18 protein-coding genes, 25 tRNA genes and 2 rRNA genes are annotated in these 22,427 nt (G+C 38.7%); 39 read left to right on the forward strand and 6 right to left on the reverse strand.

Going from position 1 to position 22,427, the window contains the following annotated elements; all coding sequences use genetic code 11:
- The 27 genes from FCI53_RS17615 to FCI53_RS17745 form a co-directional block, all read left to right on the forward strand.
- A 23S ribosomal RNA gene (locus tag FCI53_RS17615) occupies positions 1-164 on the forward strand; the annotation flags it as partial.
- 149 nt (positions 165-313) lie between these two features.
- Positions 314-429 (forward strand): 5S ribosomal RNA (gene rrf / locus FCI53_RS17620).
- 11 nt (positions 430-440) lie between these two features.
- Positions 441-515 (forward strand) — tRNA-Asn (locus FCI53_RS17625).
- A gap of 7 nt (positions 516-522) precedes the next feature.
- A tRNA-Glu gene (locus FCI53_RS17630) sits at positions 523-594 on the forward strand.
- A gap of 68 nt (positions 595-662) precedes the next feature.
- Positions 663-738: transfer RNA gene (locus FCI53_RS17635), tRNA-Val, on the forward strand.
- A 27-nt stretch (positions 739-765) separates the two neighbouring features.
- Positions 766-842: transfer RNA gene (locus FCI53_RS17640), tRNA-Met, on the forward strand.
- 77 nt (positions 843-919) lie between these two features.
- A tRNA-Asp gene (locus FCI53_RS17645) sits at positions 920-996 on the forward strand.
- Positions 997-1,174: 178 nt separating this feature from the next.
- Positions 1,175-1,250: transfer RNA gene (locus FCI53_RS17650), tRNA-Thr, on the forward strand.
- Positions 1,251-1,454: 204 nt separating this feature from the next.
- Positions 1,455-1,527, forward strand: a tRNA-Lys gene (locus FCI53_RS17655).
- A 117-nt stretch (positions 1,528-1,644) separates the two neighbouring features.
- Positions 1,645-1,726: transfer RNA gene (locus FCI53_RS17660), tRNA-Leu, on the forward strand.
- Positions 1,727-1,797: 71 nt separating this feature from the next.
- Positions 1,798-1,872: transfer RNA gene (locus FCI53_RS17665), tRNA-Gly, on the forward strand.
- A gap of 17 nt (positions 1,873-1,889) precedes the next feature.
- Positions 1,890-1,978 (forward strand) — tRNA-Leu (locus FCI53_RS17670).
- A 3-nt stretch (positions 1,979-1,981) separates the two neighbouring features.
- Positions 1,982-2,058: transfer RNA gene (locus FCI53_RS17675), tRNA-Arg, on the forward strand.
- Positions 2,059-2,062: 4 nt separating this feature from the next.
- A tRNA-Pro gene (locus FCI53_RS17680) sits at positions 2,063-2,139 on the forward strand.
- 18 nt (positions 2,140-2,157) lie between these two features.
- Positions 2,158-2,230: transfer RNA gene (locus FCI53_RS17685), tRNA-Ala, on the forward strand.
- Positions 2,231-2,242: 12 nt separating this feature from the next.
- Positions 2,243-2,316 (forward strand) — tRNA-Met (locus FCI53_RS17690).
- A gap of 61 nt (positions 2,317-2,377) precedes the next feature.
- Positions 2,378-2,470 (forward strand) — tRNA-Ser (locus FCI53_RS17695).
- Positions 2,471-2,667: 197 nt separating this feature from the next.
- Positions 2,668-2,743 (forward strand) — tRNA-Phe (locus tag FCI53_RS17700).
- 12 nt (positions 2,744-2,755) lie between these two features.
- Positions 2,756-2,841, forward strand: a tRNA-Tyr gene (locus tag FCI53_RS17705).
- Between the two features lie 11 nt (positions 2,842-2,852).
- Positions 2,853-2,923, forward strand: a tRNA-Trp gene (locus FCI53_RS17710).
- A gap of 15 nt (positions 2,924-2,938) precedes the next feature.
- Positions 2,939-3,014 (forward strand) — tRNA-His (locus FCI53_RS17715).
- A gap of 229 nt (positions 3,015-3,243) precedes the next feature.
- Positions 3,244-3,317, forward strand: a tRNA-Gly gene (locus FCI53_RS17720).
- Between the two features lie 11 nt (positions 3,318-3,328).
- A tRNA-Ile gene (locus tag FCI53_RS17725) sits at positions 3,329-3,402 on the forward strand.
- A gap of 116 nt (positions 3,403-3,518) precedes the next feature.
- A tRNA-Asn gene (locus tag FCI53_RS17730) sits at positions 3,519-3,593 on the forward strand.
- 1 nt (position 3,594) lies between these two features.
- Positions 3,595-3,685: transfer RNA gene (locus tag FCI53_RS17735), tRNA-Ser, on the forward strand.
- A 4-nt stretch (positions 3,686-3,689) separates the two neighbouring features.
- Positions 3,690-3,764: transfer RNA gene (locus tag FCI53_RS17740), tRNA-Gln, on the forward strand.
- 17 nt (positions 3,765-3,781) lie between these two features.
- Positions 3,782-3,854: transfer RNA gene (locus FCI53_RS17745), tRNA-Ala, on the forward strand.
- Positions 3,855-4,182: 328 nt separating this feature from the next.
- On the opposite strand, the gene FCI53_RS17750 is transcribed toward FCI53_RS17745, so the two are convergent.
- Positions 4,183-4,854: a hypothetical protein gene (locus FCI53_RS17750; protein ID WP_138420362.1), complete on the reverse strand. Its 672-nt coding sequence runs from the start codon at positions 4,852-4,854 to the stop codon at positions 4,183-4,185.
- A gap of 155 nt (positions 4,855-5,009) precedes the next feature.
- Between FCI53_RS17750 and FCI53_RS17755 the strand changes: the two genes are divergently transcribed.
- From FCI53_RS17755 to FCI53_RS17765, 3 genes are all read left to right on the forward strand, one after another.
- Positions 5,010-5,621 carry an NUDIX hydrolase gene (locus tag FCI53_RS17755; RefSeq protein ID WP_138420363.1) on the forward strand — a complete coding sequence of 204 codons (612 nt, stop codon included), beginning with the start codon at positions 5,010-5,012 and terminating at the stop codon, positions 5,619-5,621.
- 128 nt (positions 5,622-5,749) lie between these two features.
- A complete protein-coding gene (locus tag FCI53_RS17760; protein ID WP_138420364.1) occupies positions 5,750-6,064 on the forward strand; it encodes an MGMT family protein in 315 nt (104 codons plus the stop codon).
- Positions 6,065-6,103: 39 nt separating this feature from the next.
- Positions 6,104-7,306: an alanyl-tRNA editing protein gene (locus FCI53_RS17765; RefSeq protein ID WP_138420365.1), complete on the forward strand. Its 1,203-nt coding sequence runs from the start codon at positions 6,104-6,106 to the stop codon at positions 7,304-7,306.
- A 221-nt stretch (positions 7,307-7,527) separates the two neighbouring features.
- Here FCI53_RS17765 and FCI53_RS17770 read toward each other — a convergent pair whose 3' ends face one another.
- Positions 7,528-7,827 (reverse strand): 2Fe-2S iron-sulfur cluster-binding protein, encoded by a 300-nt coding sequence (locus tag FCI53_RS17770; RefSeq protein ID WP_138420366.1) that lies wholly within the window; start codon positions 7,825-7,827, stop codon positions 7,528-7,530.
- Positions 7,824-9,485, reverse strand: a complete 1,662-nt coding sequence (locus FCI53_RS17775) for an L-aspartate oxidase (protein WP_138420367.1) — start codon at positions 9,483-9,485, stop codon at positions 7,824-7,826. The genes FCI53_RS17770 and FCI53_RS17775 overlap by 4 nt, the downstream gene beginning before the upstream one ends.
- Positions 9,486-9,728: 243 nt before the next feature.
- Here FCI53_RS17775 and FCI53_RS17780 point away from each other — a divergent pair, with 243 nt between their 5' ends.
- From FCI53_RS17780 to FCI53_RS17790, 3 genes are all read left to right on the forward strand, one after another.
- The gene (locus tag FCI53_RS17780) at positions 9,729-10,502 is read left to right on the forward strand and encodes a maleate cis-trans isomerase family protein (RefSeq protein WP_138420368.1); all 774 of its coding nucleotides are present in this window, start codon (positions 9,729-9,731) and stop codon (positions 10,500-10,502) included.
- Positions 10,486-11,217 (forward strand): aspartate/glutamate racemase family protein, encoded by a 732-nt coding sequence (locus FCI53_RS17785; protein WP_138420369.1) that lies wholly within the window; start codon positions 10,486-10,488, stop codon positions 11,215-11,217. The genes FCI53_RS17780 and FCI53_RS17785 overlap by 17 nt, the downstream gene beginning before the upstream one ends.
- Before the next feature lie 378 nt (positions 11,218-11,595).
- Positions 11,596-12,714 (forward strand): DUF6920 family protein, encoded by a 1,119-nt coding sequence (locus FCI53_RS17790; protein ID WP_138420370.1) that lies wholly within the window; start codon positions 11,596-11,598, stop codon positions 12,712-12,714.
- Between the two features lie 128 nt (positions 12,715-12,842).
- Here FCI53_RS17790 and FCI53_RS17795 read toward each other — a convergent pair whose 3' ends face one another.
- On the reverse strand, positions 12,843-13,910 hold the full coding sequence (locus tag FCI53_RS17795; protein WP_138420371.1) for an HNH endonuclease signature motif containing protein: 1,068 nt from the start codon (positions 13,908-13,910) through the stop codon (positions 12,843-12,845).
- Between the two features lie 178 nt (positions 13,911-14,088).
- Positions 14,089-15,072 carry a GMP reductase gene (guaC, locus tag FCI53_RS17800; protein ID WP_138420372.1) on the reverse strand — a complete coding sequence of 328 codons (984 nt, stop codon included), beginning with the start codon at positions 15,070-15,072 and terminating at the stop codon, positions 14,089-14,091.
- A 240-nt stretch (positions 15,073-15,312) separates the two neighbouring features.
- On the opposite strand from guaC, the gene FCI53_RS17805 reads away from it, so the two are divergent.
- From FCI53_RS17805 to FCI53_RS17820, 4 genes are all read left to right on the forward strand, one after another.
- Positions 15,313-16,989, forward strand: coding sequence for a ribonuclease J (locus tag FCI53_RS17805; RefSeq protein ID WP_138420373.1), 1,677 nt, complete (start codon positions 15,313-15,315; stop codon positions 16,987-16,989).
- A gap of 274 nt (positions 16,990-17,263) precedes the next feature.
- Positions 17,264-17,518, forward strand: a complete 255-nt coding sequence (locus FCI53_RS17810) for a hypothetical protein (protein ID WP_138420374.1) — start codon at positions 17,264-17,266, stop codon at positions 17,516-17,518.
- Between the two features lie 175 nt (positions 17,519-17,693).
- On the forward strand, positions 17,694-18,278 hold the full coding sequence (locus FCI53_RS17815) for a GNAT family N-acetyltransferase (protein ID WP_138420375.1): 585 nt from the start codon (positions 17,694-17,696) through the stop codon (positions 18,276-18,278).
- Between the two features lie 17 nt (positions 18,279-18,295).
- Entirely contained in the window at positions 18,296-19,756 is a 1,461-nt protein-coding gene (locus FCI53_RS17820; protein ID WP_138420376.1) for a potassium/proton antiporter, read from the forward strand.
- 31 nt (positions 19,757-19,787) lie between these two features.
- Here the strand turns inward: FCI53_RS17820 and ymzB are convergent, their stop codons facing one another.
- A complete protein-coding gene (ymzB, locus tag FCI53_RS17825; RefSeq protein WP_138420377.1) occupies positions 19,788-20,156 on the reverse strand; it encodes a protein YmzB in 369 nt (122 codons plus the stop codon).
- A 149-nt stretch (positions 20,157-20,305) separates the two neighbouring features.
- Here ymzB and sspO point away from each other — a divergent pair, with 149 nt between their 5' ends.
- Together sspO and FCI53_RS17835 are read left to right on the forward strand one after the other, a co-directional pair.
- Positions 20,306-20,461 (forward strand): small acid-soluble spore protein O, encoded by a 156-nt coding sequence (gene sspO / locus FCI53_RS17830; protein ID WP_138420378.1) that lies wholly within the window; start codon positions 20,306-20,308, stop codon positions 20,459-20,461.
- 293 nt (positions 20,462-20,754) lie between these two features.
- Positions 20,755-21,900, forward strand: a complete 1,146-nt coding sequence (locus FCI53_RS17835) for a PstS family phosphate ABC transporter substrate-binding protein (RefSeq protein ID WP_138420379.1) — start codon at positions 20,755-20,757, stop codon at positions 21,898-21,900.
- Positions 21,901-22,427 lie beyond the last annotated feature (527 nt).

Genomic DNA, 22,427 nt, shown 5'->3' on the forward strand with positions numbered 1-22,427 from the left:
GATAAGTGCTGAAAGCATCTAAGCATGAAGCCCACCTCTAGATGAGACTTCCCATCATTTTAAATGAGTAAGATCCCTCAGAGACGATGAGGTTGATAGGTCCGAGGTGGAAGCGTGGTGACACGTGTAGCTGACGGATACTAATAGATCGAGGACTTAACTATATATAGCAAACGGAGCGAGCATTTAGCCCGTGGAGCTAGACTGTATTGTCTTGAGACTTTCTTATCTAGTTTTCAAGGTATAATTAAAAAACACTTGCATTTTTAATGGATTTCATATATAATATATCTTGTCCTAATAAAGGATAATGTTTAGTGGCAATAGCGAAGAGGTCACACCTGTTCCCATGCCGAACACAGAAGTTAAGCTCTTCAGTGCCGATGGTAGTTGGGGCTTTGCCCCTGCGAGAGTAGGACGCCGCTAAGCTTATATAATATTCCACAGTAGCTCAGTGGTAGAGCAATCGGCTGTTAACCGATCGGTCGTAGGTTCGAATCCTACCTGTGGAGCCATTTTTATGGCCCGTTGGTCAAGTGGTTAAGACACCGCCCTTTCACGGCGGTAACACGGGTTCGAATCCCGTACGGGTCACTATTTTTTGCTAAAGTGAAAATAACTTCACTTAATATTCAACTATATAATAAACTAGCAATTAATATGGAGGATTAGCTCAGCTGGGAGAGCACTTGCCTTACAAGCAAGGGGTCGCAGGTTCGAGCCCTGCATCCTCCACCATTAAATTTTTAAACACTTTTTTATTATCGCGGGGTGGAGCAGTCTGGTAGCTCGTCGGGCTCATAACCCGAAGGTCGCAAGTTCAAATCTTGCCCCCGCAACCATTTTTTGTCTAACTACAATGGGGTTACTTTTTAGCTAGATAATAATTTGCTTTTAAATTATAAGTTTCAACTTTTTTGGTCCGGTAGTTCAGTTGGTTAGAATGCCTGCCTGTCACGCAGGAGGTCGCGGGTTCGAGTCCCGTCCGGACCGCCATATAATAAGCCGGCCTAGCTCAACTGGTAGAGAAACCGTAAACCTCTTTGAATAAGCATCATTGTAGGTTTTGCGAGGAGCGTAAACTTCTCCGATAAATCATGCAACGTGACGAGCACAATACATCTATTGATTTAACTTCTTGCTCAATTAAAATAATAATGTAAATATTTTATTAGCCGGCCTAGCTCAACTGGTAGAGCAACTGACTTGTAATCAGTAGGTTGGGGGTTCAAGTCCTCTGGCCGGCACCATTATTCATGTGAAAAAGAAAGTGAATTTATGAACTAATTTAAATTATATATGAGATATTAGCTCAGTTGGTAGAAAAATCGTAAATCTCATGGAATAACATCAGTGTAGGTTTAGCGAGGAGCGTAAACATCGCCGAATATGCTTCATTCTATTACTAGTATTTATACAAAATACTGCGAATGAATAAAACTAAATGATATTGCGAGCCATTAGCTCAGTTGGTAGAGCATCTGACTTTTAATCAGAGGGTCGGAGGTTCGAATCCTCCATGGCTCATCAAGGATGTTATGGTTATGGATTCTCACCCACGGTTCCCCTTGTTTCGTTAAATTTTAGTGGAAACAAGGACTAGCCTACGGCGTCGGAATCCTCCATGGCTCATCACTCAATCAAGCGGGTGTGGCGGAATTGGCAGACGCGCTAGACTTAGGATCTAGTGTCTTCGGACGTGGGGGTTCGACTCCCTCCACCCGCATCCTAAGGAACTTTGACTAAGATCGGTCACCTCCCATGACCGACGTTAAAGTCATTATATTCTGCACAAGTGCGGAAGTAGTTCAGTGGTAGAACACCACCTTGCCAAGGTGGGGGTCGCGGGTTCGAATCCCGTCTTCCGCTCCAATCAAATCATCAGCCATGCCGGGGTGGCGGAATTGGCAGACGCACAGGACTTAAAATCCTGCGATAGGTGACTATCGTGCCGGTTCGAGTCCGGCCCTCGGCACCATAAGCGCCCGTAGCTCAATTGGATAGAGCGTTTGACTACGGATCAAGAGGTTAGGGGTTCGACTCCTCTCGGGCGCGCCATTTGCGGGAAGTAGCTCAGCTTGGTAGAGCACTTGGTTTGGGACCAAGGGGTCGCAGGTTCGAATCCTGTCTTCCCGACCATTTAAAAATTATTATTATGGGGCCTTAGCTCAGCTGGGAGAGCGCCTGCTTTGCACGCAGGAGGTCAGCGGTTCGATCCCGCTAGGCTCCATTTTATTATTGTGGCGGCGTAGCTCAGCTGGCGAGAGCGTACGGTTCATACCCGTGAGGTCGTGGGTTCGATCCCCTCCGCCGCTATAATAGAGTTTTCATTAAATTAGATAAACAATTAATTAATGTTTTGTACTATTAGCAAAACGGAGGAGTACCCAAGTCTGGCTGAAGGGAGCGGTCTTGAAAACCGCCAGGGGCTTCACGGCTCGCGGGGGTTCGAATCCCTCCTCCTCCGCCATTTAAATATATAATGGCTCGGTAGCTCAGTCGGTAGAGAAACCGTAAACCTCAGTGGAATAACATCTATGTAGGTTTTGCGAGGAGCGTAGGCATCGCCGAATAAACAAGCAACGTGACGAGCACAGAGCATTATTGAAAAAACATCGAAGTAAGATGGAGAGCGAGAAAAAAACAAGAAAAAATTATACAGAATAAGGCTCGGTAGCTCAGTCGGTAGAGCAACGGACTGAAAATCCGTGTGTCGGCGGTTCGATTCCGTCCCGAGCCACCACTTTAAAATAGTGGAGGGATAGCGAAGTTGGCCAAACGCGGCGGACTGTAAATCCGCTCCCATCGGGTTCGTAGGTTCGAGTCCTACTCCCTCCACCATTTATTTACATAGGGGTATAGTTTAATGGTAAAACGAAGGTCTCCAAAACCTTTGATGTGGGTTCGATTCCTACTACCCCTGCTCTAATAAAACATGGCGGTCATGGCGAAGTGGTTAACGCACCGGATTGTGGTTCCGGCATGCGTGGGTTCGATCCCCACTGGCCGCCCCATACTATTTGTATAGGGATGAGTGACGAGCATTGTTTAAACGTGAATGATAATAAGATGAAAAAACAATTGTATATGCGGGTGTAGTTTAGTGGTAAAACCTCAGCCACGAGCAAAACTTCACCGAAATAACGACGAGTTGCGAGGAGCGTCTGCTTCGCCGAAATAACTTGCAACGAGACGAGCATGTCTGAACGTGAATGATAATAAGATGAAAAAACAATTGTATATGCGGGTGTAGTTTAGTGGTAAAACCTCAGCCTTCCAAGCTGATGTCGAGGGTTCGATTCCCTTCACCCGCTCCATTATTTAATATGGGCCTGTAGCTCAGTTGGTTAGAGCGCACGCCTGATAAGCGTGAGGTCGGTGGTTCAAGTCCACTCAGGCCCATCGGAAAAGTTACTTTTAGTAGCTTTTTTTCTCATATAAAAAAATTAGTGATTTGTAATAGTCTCTTTGTTTTTGATTAATACTACTGAATGGAATAAATTATATTGGATTATTATTCCACCGTAGCTCAGTGGTAGAGCAATCGGCTGTTAACCGATCGGTCGTAGGTTCGAATCCTACCGGTGGAGCCATGGAGAAGTACCCAAGTGGCTGAAGGGGCGCCCCTGCTAAGGGTGTAGGTCGCGTAAGCGGCGCGAGGGTTCAAATCCCTCCTTCTCCGCCATTATTGGGCTATAGCCAAGCGGTAAGGCAACGGTTTTTGGTACCGTCATGCGCTGGTTCGAATCCAGCTAGCCCAGCCATTTTTATTGTAATTTAAGGGGCCTTAGCTCAGCTGGGAGAGCGCCTGCTTTGCACGCAGGAGGTCAGCGGTTCGATCCCGCTAGGCTCCATATCAATTTAGCTTTACTCCAAAAAAGGTTGTACTTAATTATTATTAAGTACAACCTTTTTTTGTACTGATAAGAAAACATAATTTCGTCGTGGTTTTTTTTGGGGGAATCAGTCTAGTTATTTGCGCTAAAGTCGTTTGTCTTGTTGATGTCAAGTTTTTTTGAAAAGAAATGAATCTATAAAAATTCACAATAAATAATTCCTTTTTAGGAAAAGCCCAAGTCTAGGTTTTAAGGCAAATCTTTGTAGCAAAAGGCACTATGCCGAAGCTTGGTGGGATGACCAAGATGCTGTATGATTGGGTGATAACTTGCGAGAAATCCCCTGTCAACTAAAATGAATTGCATGATCACTTTTATGTCTCATCATAAATCTTAACAAAATGATCGTCCAAATAAATGGCGGTCCGGATGTAAGTCCAAGAATTATAATGACGTAGTCCATATACAATAAACTAATAATTATCCCTAATACACCAAGTAAACTACTCCAAACACCTGATAAACGGAACCATTTCGGAAACTTTTCTTTTTGTAGTGCTAAACTGTAAAGTAGTACTCCAATCCATGTGAAAATAAAGGCGAAATATCCAGCCAGTAATCCAAACCCAAATATAACAAACCAGAAAGTTAGTAATACTTCTGATTGGTGTTGTTCGATGGCATGTACTAGCATTGGTATGATTCCTATTTCAAATGTCATAATAATGATCCAAATACCAAGGGACAACAGAAACATTGATGACCCTACAGTTTTTAAGATACCATGTTCATGAATGACAACTTTAGCAGCAGAAAGTCCAACTAACCAGAAAACAAGACCAATTGTAATAAATATATGATCGATAACCCAAAATGAGTGATGGGAAACTTTTTCAAAAGTATCTGTCGAATTCCAAGGATTGAATGTAGGTGGGTGTAATATGGTGAAAAGTACAAATAACACACTTCCAATGATTCCTATGACCCCAAGTAATTTAATTTGTAAATGTCCCTTCATATATACCACCTCTACATTGGAATTTAATTGTTATGTTTTCCATTTAATGGATAGTTCAAACATCGTTATAAGTTTTTAAGTAATAGTTGAAAAAATATAAAATTTTTTCAATAAAATGATACAATAAGATAAGTAAAAGAGTTAGAGGTGAAGATATGGATCCGAACAAGATTATTAATCGGGTGAAAAATCATACGCCGACGATTTTAGGCATAGAGCATTTTTCAAAATCAGCTGTACTGATACCACTTGTTCAACAAAACGATGAGGTTCATGTATTGTTTGAAGTCCGTTCACAAGAGCTAAGACGGCAACCTGGTGAAATATGTTTTCCAGGTGGGAGGATTGACGAAGAAGATCCGTCAGAACAAGAAGCGGCGATACGGGAAACAATGGAGGAACTAAGGATTAGGAGAACAGAAATTTCAGATGTTTATCCGTTAGATTATATGATCTCCCCATTTGAGATGATCATTTATCCATATGTAGGGATCATTCACAATATCGATAAGATTGAACCTAATCCTGCTGAGGTTGAGGAAGTGTTTGTAGTGCCACTAACTTTTTTTCAGCAAACCAAACCGCAAATTCATCAAGTAAGTATAGATGTTCGACCTGAAGATGACTTTCCGTTTGAATTGATTATAGGTGGCGAGAATTATAATTGGCGCCAAAGAAAAATGGATGAATATTTTTATATTTATGAAGATAAAGTGATTTGGGGGTTAACAGCAAAAATCATGTCACATTTTGTTCAGATGATTTAGATAAGAAAACACCCAAAAGCTTTTCGACTGATGAGAAACATATTTTGAATGTTTGATTTTGCATATTATTTACTATTTATACTGACTCAGTGCAAGCAAATCATTGATAGGAGGTAGAGGTTATCATCATGACGCCTTTTACCGAGCAAGTAATAGGGATCATTCGAGCTATCCCACAAGGTAAGGTTATGACATATGGACAAATTGCTAAACTTGCTGGAAGCCCAAGGGGGGCACGGCAAGTTGTTCGTATTCTACATTCGATGAGTAAAAAATACCAGCTTCCGTGGCATCGAGTCATCAATGCAAAGGGACAGATTGCTATTCAAGATGATGCGGTGTATCAGGAGCAACTATTAAGTTTACAGGCAGAAGGGATAAGAGTAGATCGAAATGGTTCGGTTCATTTAGCTACTTATCAGTGGTATCCAAATCCCGAATAGAAATGGAAGCATGATTTATTGGATAAGGTGTGTGTAAAGATGTCAACGGAAAAATTATATTATCAAGATACCTATATGTGTAAGTTTACAGCTAAAGTGAACAAACGTGATATAGATGAAAAAGGCCAGTATGTTGTGTTGGAACAAACCGCTTTCTATCCAACTGGTGGTGGTCAACCATATGACACAGGAAACATCAGTGGTGTTAAGGTTTATGATGTGGAGGAAGTGGATGGTGAAATTCGTCATTACATTGAAAGTCCACTAGAACTGGGGGAAATCTATAGTGGAAAAATTGATTGGGACCGACGTTTCGATCATATGCAACAACATGCAGGTCAACATATCTTATCTGCAGCATTTGAAGACCATTTTGGATATAAAACGGTTAGCTTTCATCTGGGGAAAGAGGTATGTTCGATAGACCTAGCGATTGATAGCTTAAATGATAGAGAAGCTAATCAAGTGGAATCAATTGCAAATCAAATCACGATGGAAAACCGTTCAATAGAAACAAAGTGGGTATCTGAACAAGAGGCTGCCAATTATCCATTAAGAAAAGATCTTTCTGTGAATGAAAATATTCGATTAGTGATCATACCAAACTTTGATTATAATGGCTGTGGTGGCACACATCCAAATGCAACAGGACAGGTAGGTGCCATAAAAATATTAAATTGGGAAAAGCAAAAAAAGAAACTAAGGCTTTACTTTGTTTGTGGGAACCGCGTAATGCAGCAACTTGACCAAAACCATAAAGTGATGAGGCAGTTAACAGATCTGTTTAATGCCCCGCAGAAACAGTTAGTTGAGGTAGGAAGACAAACTCTACAACAAACGAAGGATCTAGAAAAATCAATTGATGAATTAAAGGCGCAGTTAATGGAACATGAAGCAGATGAGTTAATCAATGATGCAAAATCATACCCCCAATATCAATTAGTTCAAGCTATTTTTCAACAGCGACCAATGACTGAAGTCCAATATTTGGCAAAAACAGTGGCGATGAAGATGAAAGATTGCATCGTTACGATGGTTAATCAGACAGATCAAAAAACACAAATCGTATGTGCAACTAGTGAAGAAGTAACGATAGATGCCAATGTACTACTAAAAAATGTGTTACCACTGATTGAAGGTAAAGGTGGAGGAACAGCATCATTTGCTCAGGGTGGAGGTAATAAAAAAGTTTCATCTGAACAAATGCTACAAGCTTTTGCTGATCACCTTAGGGAAATGTAGTAGATTATCCCGGTGCAACCGTTCGTAAGACTCCCACTTTAAACATCAAATGAAATGGAGGTGTTTAAGTGGGAGTTAACTGTCGCTTTCAACCCGCATGGTTCAAGGGTCTGCTAGTCTCTCCTTGTGGTACTTACACTAGTGTGGGAGACCAAAAATCCCACTAAGTGAGGTTTCACTTTATAATGGTCAAACGCTCAGAATTATTCTGAGCGTTATTTTTATTGTTCTTTCACTAAATCTTGAATCGTTGTTCCTTTGGGAAGGGGAGCTAATGATAGGTTACCATCTTTACCAAGTTCAGCCGTTTTTTGACAACTAAGGTCAGGTTTTCCATTAATCATCATCATACAAGTAGTACATAACCCTGTACGACATGAATATCGATAGGCAATGGTTTCATCATGGTGGCGATAGATTTGTTCTAAAATATTAAGAACTGTCATTCCTTGATGATAGTCAACCTGATAGGTACTAACAGTATTATCCGTTCTCGTAATGTTAACATTTATCTTTTTCATGTAGGGCCTCCTTTGACAGGCTGAGATCGTGCTATAAGCTTACCACCCTTATTGTTGATAAACGTGTGCTGAATGGTTTCAGATTGTTGTGGAAAATCTTCAATATAATGAGCACCACGACTTTCCTGTCTTTGTAAGGAAGCTTTAATTATTGCTTTAGCTGTACGCAGCATGTGGCGTACTTCTATGGCATCGAGTAGTTCACGAGAATAAACATTTGTATTGGTAATCTTGATAGAAGCTAAGTTGTGTTCTACTCTTTTTAGTTGTTTTTCAGCTGTTTCCAGTCCTTCTGTGGTGCGAATTACACTAGCATGTTGTCCCATAATCGCTTGGATCTCGTCTTTTAATTGGAAGGGACGCACACGACCATTAGTTGCTGAAAAAAGGTGTGAAATATATTCACTAGATGCTTTCCACAATGATGGATCAACAGAAAGTATGGTTGCACGTTCTGCCTCTTTTACGGCATTCATTCCCGCAATTGCTCCAAATACAATACATTCCGATAAGGCGTTATTGCCTAGTCGGTTACCTCCATGCAAACCACCAGCTGTTTCCCCTGCAACATAAAGACCTGGAACAGAAGTGGCTGCTTCTTGATTGATCTGAATGCCTCCCATCATAAAATGGGCAGCAGGTCCGATTTCAGCTCGATCTATTGCTAGATTAACACCACGATCGTTACATACCTTATATTCATGTGGAAATTCTCTTTTCACTTGTTCTATAGCATCACGAGCATCAATCCAAACGGCTTGGTTGGGAGTTCCGTTGCCTTTTGCTATTTCTGAGGCAATCGCAATCGATAACTTATCCCGAGTTGAATCTTCTAACGTATCTGGTTGGTAGATTTCCATAAATCGTTGTTCCTTGTTATTAAATAGTTTTGCATAGTGATAAAAACTAATACAAAAACCAGCAATTGCTTGCGGTGCTATAATGCTGACAGGATAAAACTGTATTTGCTCCATGTCAATTAATCTTGCACCTACGCTTAACCCAAGTGAAAAACCATCACTTGTGGCTTGAACAGGGTTACTTGTAATAGGGAATAATTGACCAATCCCACCAGTGGTAAGAACGACCGCTTTGCTTTGGATAAAATAAGTTTTGTTGGTTGTTAAATCGAAGACAACAGCACCGATAACTCGTTCAGAAGCTTTAATTAAATCGACTGTGATGACATCACTCCAAGTTTGGATATGGGGAGAGTTCGTAGCTTTTTTTCTTAGGGTATGGGTAATGCCTAGACCAGTTTTTCCTTTTTTGGCACTCAAGGAACGTGGAACGGAATGTCCCGAGGTATGGGAGATCGCAACCTGTTTATGTTCGTCTTTGTCGAGTTTTAATCCCCAGTCAATCAGTTGTTTTAAACGTGGTTCAATATCTTCTGCTAATCTTGTTGTTAACTGTGGGTCACTTAGGCCACGGCCACTTACATTGATATCGTTTAGGTAGCTTTGTTTGTGATCGCCTGGGTCTGACCATTCACCTAATCCTGCAATTTGAACTGCCCCGGTTGATGATCCACTTCTTCCGATTACGCCCTTATCCAGGATTAATACATCTTTATTAGATTGTGCGGCATAAACAGCAGCTGATAATCCTGCTGCCCCAGAGCCAATAATTAATACATCTGTGGTTAACGTTTCCAAAAGTAACAGCCCCCTTTCTATATGAATGCAGTGGAAATGATGAGTTAGAGGTATTATACAATGCTATTGATTAGGATTAAAGGGGGATTTAAAAAATTCTAACGATTGTTAAATGAAATGAATATACTACAACAACCTGATGTAGAAAAAATTGTAATTATTATTGACACTAGTTTAGACTATCCCCTAGAATAAATTAAAAATTCAGAAAAATATATAGCGCCTTAAGTTGGAGGGATAGGAATGAAACAAAAGGATCAAATTATAAAAGTAGGGTTTTTGTACCCTGGTCATGCTGCAGAAGATGATTATCCACGCATAGGAAAAATGGTACAACCAGAAGTAGGCGTGGAGCTCGTTCATACTGACTTTAATCAAGATGCACATACAGTGGAAGCACTTAGTGAAATGGGGAGTGTACCACGTATTATCGACGGTACCAAACATTTGCAAGATCTAGGGATCAAGTCGGTATTATGGACATCTACAAGTGCAAGTTTTGTGCAAGGTATCAATGGAATAAAAAAGCAAATAAAAACGTTAGAGGAACAACTACATGTACCAGCTTCAACAACTGCAATGGCATTTGTCCGAGCAGCGCAAGCGATTGAGGTTAGTAGGGTAGCGATCGCAGCAACGTATCCAAAAGATATTGCGCTTTTATTTAAAAACTTTTTAGAAAGCTTTGGTATTGAAGTCGTTCAATATGCTAGTAAAGGGATTATAACGGCTGCAGAAGTAGGCACCTTGAAAAAGCAAGAAGTGCTTCAATTTGCAGTGGAGAATGATTGTGCCGGGGCAGATGCACTGTTCATTCCTGATACAGCTCTACATTCAGTTGAATGGATAGAGGAGCTAGAAAAGGCAGTTAATAAGCCTGTCTTAACGGCGAACCAAGTTAGTTTTTGGGAAGCGTTAAGGTTGACTGGTCACTATCAAGTACAACCAGGCCTTGGCACATTATTTAAACGACAGGCACCAACAGAAAGGGGATTAGCGGGTGATAATAAAAGCTAATAAAGGCCAAGTTAGCTATGGAGAGTCAGTTGGTATTTTGATGTTAGAAACCTTTACCCCATTTATTCCAGGGGATGTCGGTAATGCAACGACTTATTCTTTCCCGGTTCGTTTCCAGCGGGTAAAAGGTTTTACCTTTGATAAACTACTTCAAAAAGATGAGTCAATGCTCGAACCCATTTTAGAAGCTGGTCATGATCTTGTTCGCGAAGGGGTGAGGGCGGTGACAGGTGATTGTGGTTACATGCTGAAATATCAAGAGCAAATAGCAAATGAACTACAAGTACCTGTGTTTATGTCGAGTCTTCTTCAACTTCCATTTATTAAAACGATGCTTCGTACAGATGAGAAAGTCGGTATCATTTGTAGTAAGGCCACTGATTTTGATGACGATCTACTTGAAATAATCGGCATCAATTCTACCTCTGATTATTGTGTTCGTGGAATGGAAACCCAAGAACATTTTCGTAAAGCAGCACATCAAGAAATAGGTGAGATTGATCCAGATCTTGTCGAGCAAGAAGTTGTATCCGTTGCACAACAACTTGTAATTGATCACCCCGAAGTAAAAATACTCTTATTAGAATGCAGCAGTCTACCACCGTATGCGAAAGCGATACAAGCTGCCGTAAACCTACCAGTATTTGACTATATTACCATGATAAATTATGTCCATTCAGCCTTAGTTGCGAAACGTTACGATGGGTTTATGTAAGAGAGTGATAAATAAGTAACAGAACTTTAGAGGATATTAGTGAACGAAGTGGAAAGTAGTAAAAGTGTCTACTAATTTTTGCCTCTCACCTCACAAATATCCTCCGAAAGGAAACGAATGATGTTATTGAAACTCAGAAAAAACTTAAACAGTTCTGAATAAACTAGGAACAACGAAAGCAACAATCGTATTATTGCAGATGCTTATTGTTGGTGAGTTTCGTATGTTAAATCTCCCCCGAAAAAAAACTGCTGTTACAAGTGGGCGAGGGTTCTCTAATTAAAATATTAACAGAATTGTTAAATAAATAATCTTCGTTTAAATATGTAAGGGGTTACAATAAAAGGAAAGGAAAACTATTTTGGGGAGGTTTGGGTGATGAAATATGCTTTTATACTGTTGGTGTCGGTTCATGGACTTATTCATCTATTAGGTTTTGTTAAAGCGTTTAAACTCGTTGAGGTTAATCAACTTAAAGTAGAAATTTCAAAGTCTATTGGCCTGATTTGGTTAGTCACTACTTTTTTATTTATTGCTATTGGTCTTTTACTATTATTGAATAATAACTTGTGGTGGTTACCGGCCATTATCACAGTGGCATTTTCACAAACTGTTATCTTTTTTTCATGGCAAGACGCAAAGTTTGGAACAGTTGTAAACGTTATTATTTTAGTTGTAGCCTTTGTTGCAATGGGGGCGTGGCAATTAAGAACGGAAGCGAATCAAGATATTGAACAATTGTTAACAGAAGCTCAAACAGAACAATCCGTCGTTCCTACAAAATCAAGGTTAGCATCTGTGCCCCCAATCATTCGGCAATGGTTACAACAAAATAAGGTAATCGAAACGGAACCAATTGTGACAGTATCGTTTAAACAAAAGGGACAGATGAAACTTAAGCCAGATCAAAAAAAGTGGTACAAGGCAGAAGCGGAACAATATGTGTCAGTGAAACGACCAGGATTTGTTTGGAATGCATCGGTGGAAATGATGCCACTTATTCACGTTGCTGGAAAAGATGTTTTCCATGATGGGGATGGCAGGATGCAAATGGAACTATTGTCGATACTCCCTGTAGTTCACATAGCAAATAATAATAAGGTAGACCAATCAACGATGCAACGTTTTCTATTAGAATTACCATGGTACCCTTCGGCTGCGCTTGAGCCATATATAACATGGGAATCGTTAAATCCCACAACAGCGCAAGCAACAATGTCTTATAAAGGTAAAACCGGTTCTGCAATCTATTATTTTGATGAGGATGGTAACCTCGATAAGGTTAGTGCGATGCGTTATAAGGATCATGATGACAATGCAGAACCATTGGAATGCATTGGGGAAGTAAAAGAAATGAAAATGGTGGATGGTAAAATGATTCCAACCAAAATGGATGTTTCTTGGCTGGTTAAAGGAGAAAAATTTACCTGGTACCAACTAGAAATATATGATGTCGTGTATACAAGAGGGACAAGAAGGTTACAAGTAGTCAGTTAATGTCATATTGTGTCAAAAAATATTACTTCTTGCGCTTTCCTGGGAAATGATTGTGTGGTTAAATACAGGTGATAGGTATCCGCTTAGGTCTTGATCGAGTACCTACCACGATGCAGATTTTCAGTTGATTACTTAGCAACTTTCACTTGCTCGCCGTCAATCACAAACAGAAAATGGTTATTGGTATTTTCGATCATTTGTACATTACCATAATGTAGTTGGCGGTGGTGATTCGCGCAAACAGTTATGAGGTTATGTTGAGCTAAATACTTGGTCGCTCCGTTCGGTTTCGGCATGATATGATGGACTTCTGCATAATAGTCACCATTTGGTTGTTGGAATGTAACAACCTGTTTACCTTGTGCGTCACAAATTTGGCAAGAACAATTTAAACGTTGTTTATATTGTTGAGCAATTGGACTATGTTCAATCCACTTGCTCAGTCTTTCTTTAACTTCAGGTACAGCATGTTGGTATTTCTGTTCTATAACATGAAGCGAATTATCGTTTGTTAGATCAATCTTTTCTAACATTAGATCTGGTAATGGACCGATTTTCTGTATAATGGACTGAAAGGTTGTACGAGCTACTGGTATGGATGGTTGGATATTACTTTTTACTAGGTTGTCTATAAAAGTATCTGACAAAAAAATGTCGTTATCCTCTATACTCTTTATATAATTGATCGGAACTTGATAGTTATTTTCGTTTTTGCAATCAGTAGGTGTGTCTATTATTTCGATAAGTGCATGGATGGTAGGATTGTCTGCTTGTATAGATTGTTGGTCTATGTGAACGAGAGCACCTAATTGACCTGGAGCGAACCAGTCTTTCTGCCATGAAGGAATAGATAATAAGTCTTCAGTATTATCAATCGTTGGTTGGGAAGAGTTAACGAAAAAAAGCCAATAACCAGTTGGTTTAAAGTCCCTTATAGAGTTGCCCTGCTTTGATTCTTGGAAATATTTTTCATCAGTTTTTACATTTGTTGTAAATGTATATGTAGCACCATATATTTCCCAACCTTCTCCAAAATGAATTCCATTATATACTTGGCGGAGTGGTAAATTTTTGTAGCCAACATATTGTTTCAACCATTTGGCAGCTTTTTGGATAGATGGAAATTCTTCTAATTTTTGATCATTTTTAAATATCATGACGGTTTGAGTTCGATTGTTTATTCGTCGTATATTCATTTTACATTCACCCAGTTGTTATTATAATAAATCTTGATTTAATTATTAATATGTTCGCTTGAAGGCAAATTCATGAAGGGTAAAAATAACCAGCAGTCATCCTTATTTATAAAGATTCAAAAATAAAGGATAATTGGTCTAAAAAGATACCAATTATCCTTTGTTTTCTTGTATGAAATTAATAAACTTTATCCCCATTAAAGATCGAATTTTTAACAACAACGTAATCGACATTGCGAATAGCTTCAAGCTTTTTACCGCCAGCATAGGATATGGAAGATTGAAGATCTTGTTCCATTTCATCTAAAGTATCTTGAAGCGGACCTTTGTATTCCACGTACATTTTTTTACCTTCGACATTTTTCTTTTCACCTTTTTGAAATTCAGATGCAGATCCAAAATATTCTTTATATAGCTTCTCTTCTTTAACAACCGTTTCCCCTGGTGATTCTTCATGACCTGCAAATAAGGAACCAATCATTACCATCGAAGCACCAAAACGGATCGATTTTGCGACATCTCCATGTGTACGAATACCCCCATCTGCAATAATTGGTTTACTTGCTGCCTTTGCACACCAGCGTAATGCTGCTAATTGCCAACCACCAGTGCCAAAACCAGTCTTGATTTTTGTGATGCAGACTTTACCTGGTCCAATTCCGACTTTTGTTGCGTCTGCACCGGCATTTTCTAATTCACGTACGGCTTCAGGGGTACCAACATTTCCAGCAATAACAAATGTGGTAGGAAGGTTTGTTTTTATATGTTTAATCATTTTGATCACAGCATCCGAATGACCGTGTGCAATGTCAATTGTAATGTATTCTGGAACAAGGTTTTGTTCTGCTAATTGCTCAATAAATGGATACTCATCTTCTTTTACACCAACACTTATGGATGCGATTAGATTTCGTGCATGCATATCTTTAATAAAGCCAACTCTTGCTTCTGGTTCAAACCGATGCATGATATAGAAATAACTATTTTCTGCTAAATATAATGCAATTCTTTCATCTATAATGGTTTGCATATTGGCAGGAACAACCGGAAGCTTGAATGTTCGACCACCTAGAGTTACGGTAGTATCACATTCAGAACGGCTATTAACTACACATTTTGCGGGAATTAATTGAATATCTTCGTAATCAAATACATTTTCCATAAAGCACACTCCTAAAAAACGAATATTATCGTTTAAATATTTTCCAACGTTCGTTATTTTAAATGTACATGATTTCTAGTTATCTGTCAAATTATCCTGGGTAAGAGTTTGAGTGTCGTTTCATTTCATTTAAGATATACAAATTGAATGAGTAAAAAAAGGGATTTTTGTTCGAATTAATAAAAACAACTAACTTGGATATACTACAACTATTATCTTGTAAGGTGGGAGGACGATAGTTTGACTACAAATAAAAATGCTATTTCCGTTTTTGCCTTAGGTGGTTTACATGAGATCGGGAAAAATATGTATGCAATTGAGACAGAGCGAGACATTATTGTCATTGATTGTGGAAATAAGTTTCCTGACGAGAGTTTATTGGGCATTGATTTAATCATTCCTGATATGTCCTATCTACAGGAGAGAAAGGATAAAATAAAAGGGATTATTGTAACCCATGGTCATGAAGATCATATTGGTGGGGTTCCATATTTTTTGAAACAGTTTAATGTTCCTGTATATGCGACAAATTTCACTTTAGGATTGATTGAACTAAAGTTAAGAGAACATAAAATTTTAAGAGAATCTGAATTAGTTAAAATCGATGCAAGTTCAAACATCACGCTAGGTGATACCAGTATTGAATTTTTTAGGGTGAATCATAGTATTCCTGATTGTTTAGGTATTGTTTTTCATACACCAGAAGGCAAGATTGTACATACTGGTGATTTTAAGTTCGATTTAACCCCTGCGAATAATGAACATTCAGATATTCACAAAATGGCTGAGATTGGTAAACAAGGTGTGTTGCTATTGTTGTCGGAGAGCACAAATGCGGAACGACCAGGTGCTACACCGTCAGAAAAAATGGTTGGAGAAAATGTAGTTGAGGCCTTCATGAAAGCAGAACGAAAAGTTATTTTATCAACGTTTGCCTCCAATATTAATCGAGTTCAACAAGTAGTAGAAGCAGCAAAGAAAACCAATCGCCGTCTAGCGTTACTGGGGAGAAGTATGGTCAATGTTGTTGATGTTGCAATCAAACGTGGTTATTTAGATGTTCCAGATGATATGTTGATTGAACAGGATCAAATTCATGAACTACCACCTGAGAAAGTGGCCATTCTTTGTACTGGGAGTCAAGGAGAACCATTGGCAGCACTGTCGCGATTATCTACAGGTAATTTTCGAGGAGTTGAGATCTTACCTGACGATACAGTGATTTTTGCAGCAGGTCCAATTCCGGGTAATGAAAAAGCGGTTACCAAAATTATTGATAATTTATATTCGCTACGTGCTAATGTGATTTATGGATCTGGAAGTAGCTCTGGTATGCATGTTTCAGGTCATGGTTACCAAGAAGATTTGAAAATGATGCTAACCTTAATGCAACCAGCCTATTTTATTCCAATTCATGGAGAACTGAGGATGTTACACCATCATCGGATGTTAGCTGAGTCTGTGGGGATTGATCCAGACAATACATTTATTATGGGTAATGGCGATGTTGTCGATATAGAGAATTCCAGTGCTCGACAAACGAGAAGACTACCTGCTGGAAATACGTATGTTGATGGTATGGGGATTGGTGATGTCGGGGATATTGTTTTACGTGATCGCAAGCAGTTGTCAGAAGACGGTATGCTTGTGACGGTTTTGACAATGAGCAAGTCAGAAAAGAGATTGATTTCCAATCCAGATACAGTGACTCGAGGATTTGTATATGTAAGGGATGCGGAGGAATTATTAAAAGATGTCAATCGAATTATTGCTCGAGCTGTTAGTGATGTACAAGCGAAGAATAATCGAAGTCAATGGAGCGCAATTAAACAAGAAATAAAAAAGGCTGTTGGTCAATATATCTTTAAGCATACAAAGCGTAAACCAATGATACTTCCGATTATTATCGAAGTTTAAACAATCAGACGGGAAAAAAGTATGTAGTCATATAAAATCCGAACGATGGTTCAAAATTCTACAATTAGAATACCATTCGTTCGGATTTTTTAATAGATAAGGGGGCCTGTTTCGAAATTCAAGGGTGTGATTTGGTAAAAAAAGAAATGAGAACTGCATCAAGCCTTATAAAATAAATGAATTAGTTCGAGCTGTTTGCAAATGAATTATTATACGTGACCTGTTTTCAATAGTACAATATAAGGGAATATGAACTAAAAAGGAGAAGGAAATGATGGCAAATTCAAAAGAAGAGTTACTTTTACAAGCGGTAAAAACTCAGTGGTCGATTTTACAGTTGTTAGACCATACATTACATGATACATATAATTATCAAAAAGGGCTGCCGGAAGAGGAACAAAATGAAGAATTGATAAATCTTACTGAACGAGTCCGAACGATTGTAGCCAAGAAACCAAAATTAAAAGAAGTATATCGAGTATTGGAAGAAGAATATGGTGTGAATTTATCCCGGTTCAACCGTCCGTAAGACTTCCACTTCAAAACGTGAAGTGAAACGAGATGTTTGAGTGGGAATTAACGGACGCTAACACCCCGATTGGTTCAACTAACACTCAGTGGGGGGAGAGCAAAAACCCACACTGAGTGAAGTTTCACTTTATAGAAAAGACGAGTTGTGTATGAAATGATAAGGGAGAGAGACGATGATAACACTGCGATATTTTGATCCTTCTGATTATGATCAATTAATTAAATGGATTGATTCACCATCATTGTTAGTACAATGGGGAGGATCAAGTTTTGAATTTCCATTGACGAAACAACAACTCCAAAACTATCTTTTTGACGCCAATAAGGATCAGGCTAAATTATATGCTTATAGTGTGGTGGACCAGCAAACAGGGAATGTTATTGGACATATATCGTTAGGAGATATAGACCGTAAGAATAATTCTGGGCGGATTGGGAGAGTTCTAGTAGGAGATGAGACGATTAGAGGCAAAGGAATCGGGAAACAAATGATCAAAAGCATTCTCGAAATTGCATTTAATGACATGCGTTTACATCGAGTTAGTCTAGGTGTGTTTGATTTTAATACACCGGCCATTCGTTGTTATGAAAAGGTTGGTTTTGTAAAAGAAGGTGTAAAGAGAGATGCTCAGATCTTTGGTAATACATATTGGAATTTATGGGAGATGAGTATGTTAGAAGATGAATGGAAAGCAGAACAGAAGAACGAACTAGTTGATTATACAAATCGACAAGTCAATAATAATAGGAAAACTTGATTGGAGAAGGTTAACAAATGGAGTTTATAGGTGCACTATTATTTTTACTTTCAGGTATGTTAATTATCGGTGTGTTAGCAACCAAGTTCTCCTCTCGTTTAGGGCTACCTGCTTTGGTATTATTTTTGATTGCAGGTATGTTGCTTAACCGATTCATGTTTTTTGAGGATGTACAAATGACGCAATTCATTGGAATACTAGCATTAATTATTATTTTATTTGATGGTGGAACACAAACCAAATGGCATAAAATTCGGCCGGTTCTTGTGCCAGCATTCTCGTTGGCAACAATAGGTGTCCTAATTACTGCATTCATTACAGGTTTAGCCGCCATGTACATATTAGATTTTTCTCTCTTACAGGGCTTGTTGTTAGGTGCAATTGTTAGCTCAACAGATGCAGCAGCTGTTTTCTCGGTAATTGGAAACAAAAATTTTAATAAACGATTGACTTACACACTGGAAGCAGAATCCGGTTCTAATGATCCAATGGCTGTTTTTTTAACGGTTACACTCATTCAACTTATCCAACTGCCTAATATGTCAATTTGGAGTGCAATAGGTAGTTTCTTTTTACAAATGGGACTTGGTCTTGTCTTAGGGTTGTTGCTAGGTAAACTCACTGTTGCTGTGATTAATAACATTAAACTAGATATATCTGGTCTTTACCCAGTTCTTGCCATGGGAGCGGCTGTGTTCACCTATGCTATAACAGATTTTTTGGGTGGAAGTGGATTGTTAGCAGTTTATGTCATGGCAGTGTTTGTAGGGAATAGTGATTTAACCTACCGTTTTTCGATTTTGCGCTTTAATGAAGGCTTCGCCTGGATGATGCAGATCATTATGTTTACGCTGCTTGGATTACTCGTATTTCCAAGTGAATTAACGGCAGTGTTTTGGAACGGAATTTTCATTGCATTGATCTTGATGTTTGTTGCTCGACCTGTTGCAGTTTTTATCAGTATGGTAGGAATGAAAAATACTGTGAAACAAAAACTATTTATCTCTTGGGCCGGTTTGAAGGGAGCTGTACCAATTGTGCTTGCTACCTACCCAATTGTGGCAAATCTAGAAAGTAGTCATTTAATTTTTAACACAGTGTTTTTCGTTGTTTTTATTTCTGCATTAGTACAGGGGAGTACATTATCGATGGTTGCGGAAAAGTTAGGGTTAACAGGGGAAGAGGATGAGGATAATGCGAGTATTGATCTAATAAATTTAGGAAATACAGATCGTGATATTATGAAGGTGACGATGCCTAAACATTCTTCTGCTATTGGAAAATCATTGACCACATTACAACTACCTGATGAGACATTGGTTATTGGAATTACACGTGCTAAAGATCTATTGACCCCAACTGGGAATACTGTTATTCAAAAAGGGGATACCTTATATATTTTGTGTGATCATAAACATAGAAGCGGTGTTAAGGTTGCTTTGTTAGGGAATTCAGAAAAAGAACAAGCTGTGCAGTAAGTGAGAACTTCATGCACAGCTACTGTATAGGTTAAGTTGTTTGATCGGGTGCGATTTCAATCGTATATGTTCCACGATCCGTAATGAGAGAAAAACGTTGGTTATTGTAATGATATAAGGTTGAATCTTCAAGAGGTATTTCATAATAATCTGATGGTAAGGCTTGTGTTTGGTTTTGAATGGACTCTGTCTCGATTTGTCCAGTGCCATGAAGTAGTAAGGAATGCATTGGTTCGTAATCATCCATTCTTCGTGTATCTTTCGAATAGGAAATAGAATCCAGTTTCATAAATGTTTGATCTAGGTCTTTAATTTCTTGTTTACTAATGACTATTTGGTTGCCGATCCATTGTTGTAACAAATCGTTAAATTCTTCAACGGTTAAGTATTGTTGTGTCATGATTCATCCCTCCACTTCTTATGCTTTCCAATCCCTTGATAATGATACGAAATGAATAAGAAGTCTTCCTATATATCAAGCTAAGGGGGAACAGGTTCTGTTCTTTATTTGTGAAACTAATATTAAATTCCCGTTGGAGGTGCATGGTCATGGGTAAAGACCCAAAAGTCAAATTAAAAGGCGGCGTAAGTGACGAACAAGCCGTAAGAAAAAAGTTGTCGAAGAAATTTGATCATGAATTTGCTAATGAGCCACTAACTCCAAATGAAAAAGCCAATAATAAGAAAACGAAAAAACGACAATAACAATTTCAACGGGTGTGCTACGGCAAGGCACATCCGTTTTTTTACTGGAATTTAGTAAAGTGTAGCATGAGATCCAAAAGCTTCCTATCATGGCAGGTCTTTGTACAATTAGTGTGTGTATTAATCGAGAGAAATTCACACTAAGGGTATGCATTGGTGTTGAATTTTAATGGTCGTAGAGTACTTAACATGACAAACAGAAATACACTTTTTAGGGAATAAGCCTCAAAAATGAGGAGGGCGTGTTAGAATAATGGTAAGAATACAATTTACGAAGTGAGGGGGGGAAATATATGAAACATGTGGTAGCTATATTGGTGATCATCGGTTACGGGTTTGTTGGGATAATCGCCACTGTTATTGCTGCGATATCAAGGGATGCATCGTTCTATGTCCCATTCGTTCCCATTGTTACAGTAGGTTTCATAGTGGTAACGATTCTAGCAATCTATCAGCAAATGAGGAAGAAGCCTGCGAAAATAGTAGGCATTGTTTTCTTTTTAGTTGCAGTTGTTTCTGTTGTTAGTTACGAAGGCTATCAAGCATATCTGAAACGTCTTGAGATTGTTAGCACACAAGATTTTGATTTATCAGCATATCGCCCATTTACCGAAAATACCAAGGCTGTTAAATTAGATGAGGAATCAACCTATAAGATTGAAGATAACTTACCAAAATTAGACGGTGCAACAGCATTATATCCTGTTTATAGTGGATTTGTGCAAGCGGTATATCCAATAAAAGAATATCCGTTGCAGGAGAGTGAAGTGGTGTCCACGCAAACCGATACATCGTTTCATCGTTTAGTCAATGGGGATGTGGATATGACTTTTATGGCACACCCCTCAAAAGCGCAAATGAGAAGCGCTGAACGTCACGATTTAGAACTAACCCTTACCCCAATTGGGCGGGAGGCTTTTGTCTTTTTTGTTCATGCGAATAACCCTGTTTCATCGCTTACGACGGAACAGATTCAAAAAATCTATTCTGGTGACATAACAAACTGGCAAGAGGTGGGTGGAAAGGATGAAGAAATTCGTGCTTTTCAACGACCAGACGGTAGTGGTAGTCAAACAGCTTTGGTTAATGTGATGGACGGTAAAGCCTTGATGGATCCACCTTCAGAAGAAATTGTGTCAGGTATGGGGGGGATTATTCGCGAGACTTCTAATTATAAGAATAGAAGCAATGCTATCGGGTTTTCTTTTCGCCACTTTTCTAACGAAATGGTGAAAAATGGCAAGATAAAGCATATCGCAATCGACGGTTTCGAGCCAACTAAAGAAAACATTCAAAATGAAAGTTATCCATTTGTGGATCAGTTTTTTGCGATTACAGCAGGTAGTAATAACCCGCATGTTGATCCGTTTCTAGATTGGATGCAATCTGAGCAGGGCCAAGAAATAGTGAACCTAACAGGGTATGTCCCAGTAAAGTAACTGGGACTTGTATTAGTGTGAGCGGGATTTTGTTTTGGCAGTTTTATGGAAGAAAAATTGTATAAGTTTGTTAATAAGGATCTTACTCGATGAATAAATAATGTACGATAACGATGATAAAAACAAGAATGAAATCCCTATATTGATTAAGTTATTGGCTGGAAATGACATAGCAATAGCGAATAGAAGTATATTGGAAATGGCAATAAAGGATACTTTATCAATAAAGTTCCAGTTAGGGAATGAATGAATTTTTTTACATTGCTTAAAGTAAAAGCGAAACATGCTGATCACCTCATTAGTTTGTTAAGTATAGATTTTCCTATTTTTTGGTTGTTATACAAAAAAGATTGTTGGTTTTCACAATAAACATAGAATCTGACTTAACATTCAGGCTGAAGGAAAGTGGAATGAAATCCCGCTTCCACCCCACGGACAAAGTTATGTCGGAGTTTCTATTAAATCGTAAGTTTGGAAAAGCTATAAAACATACGAAAGTGTTCTGCTCTTAGGATAGTAAACAATAT

This window comes from Aquibacillus sediminis, assembly GCF_005870085.1.
Classification (GTDB): domain Bacteria; phylum Bacillota; class Bacilli; order Bacillales; family Amphibacillaceae; genus Aquibacillus_E; species Aquibacillus_E sediminis.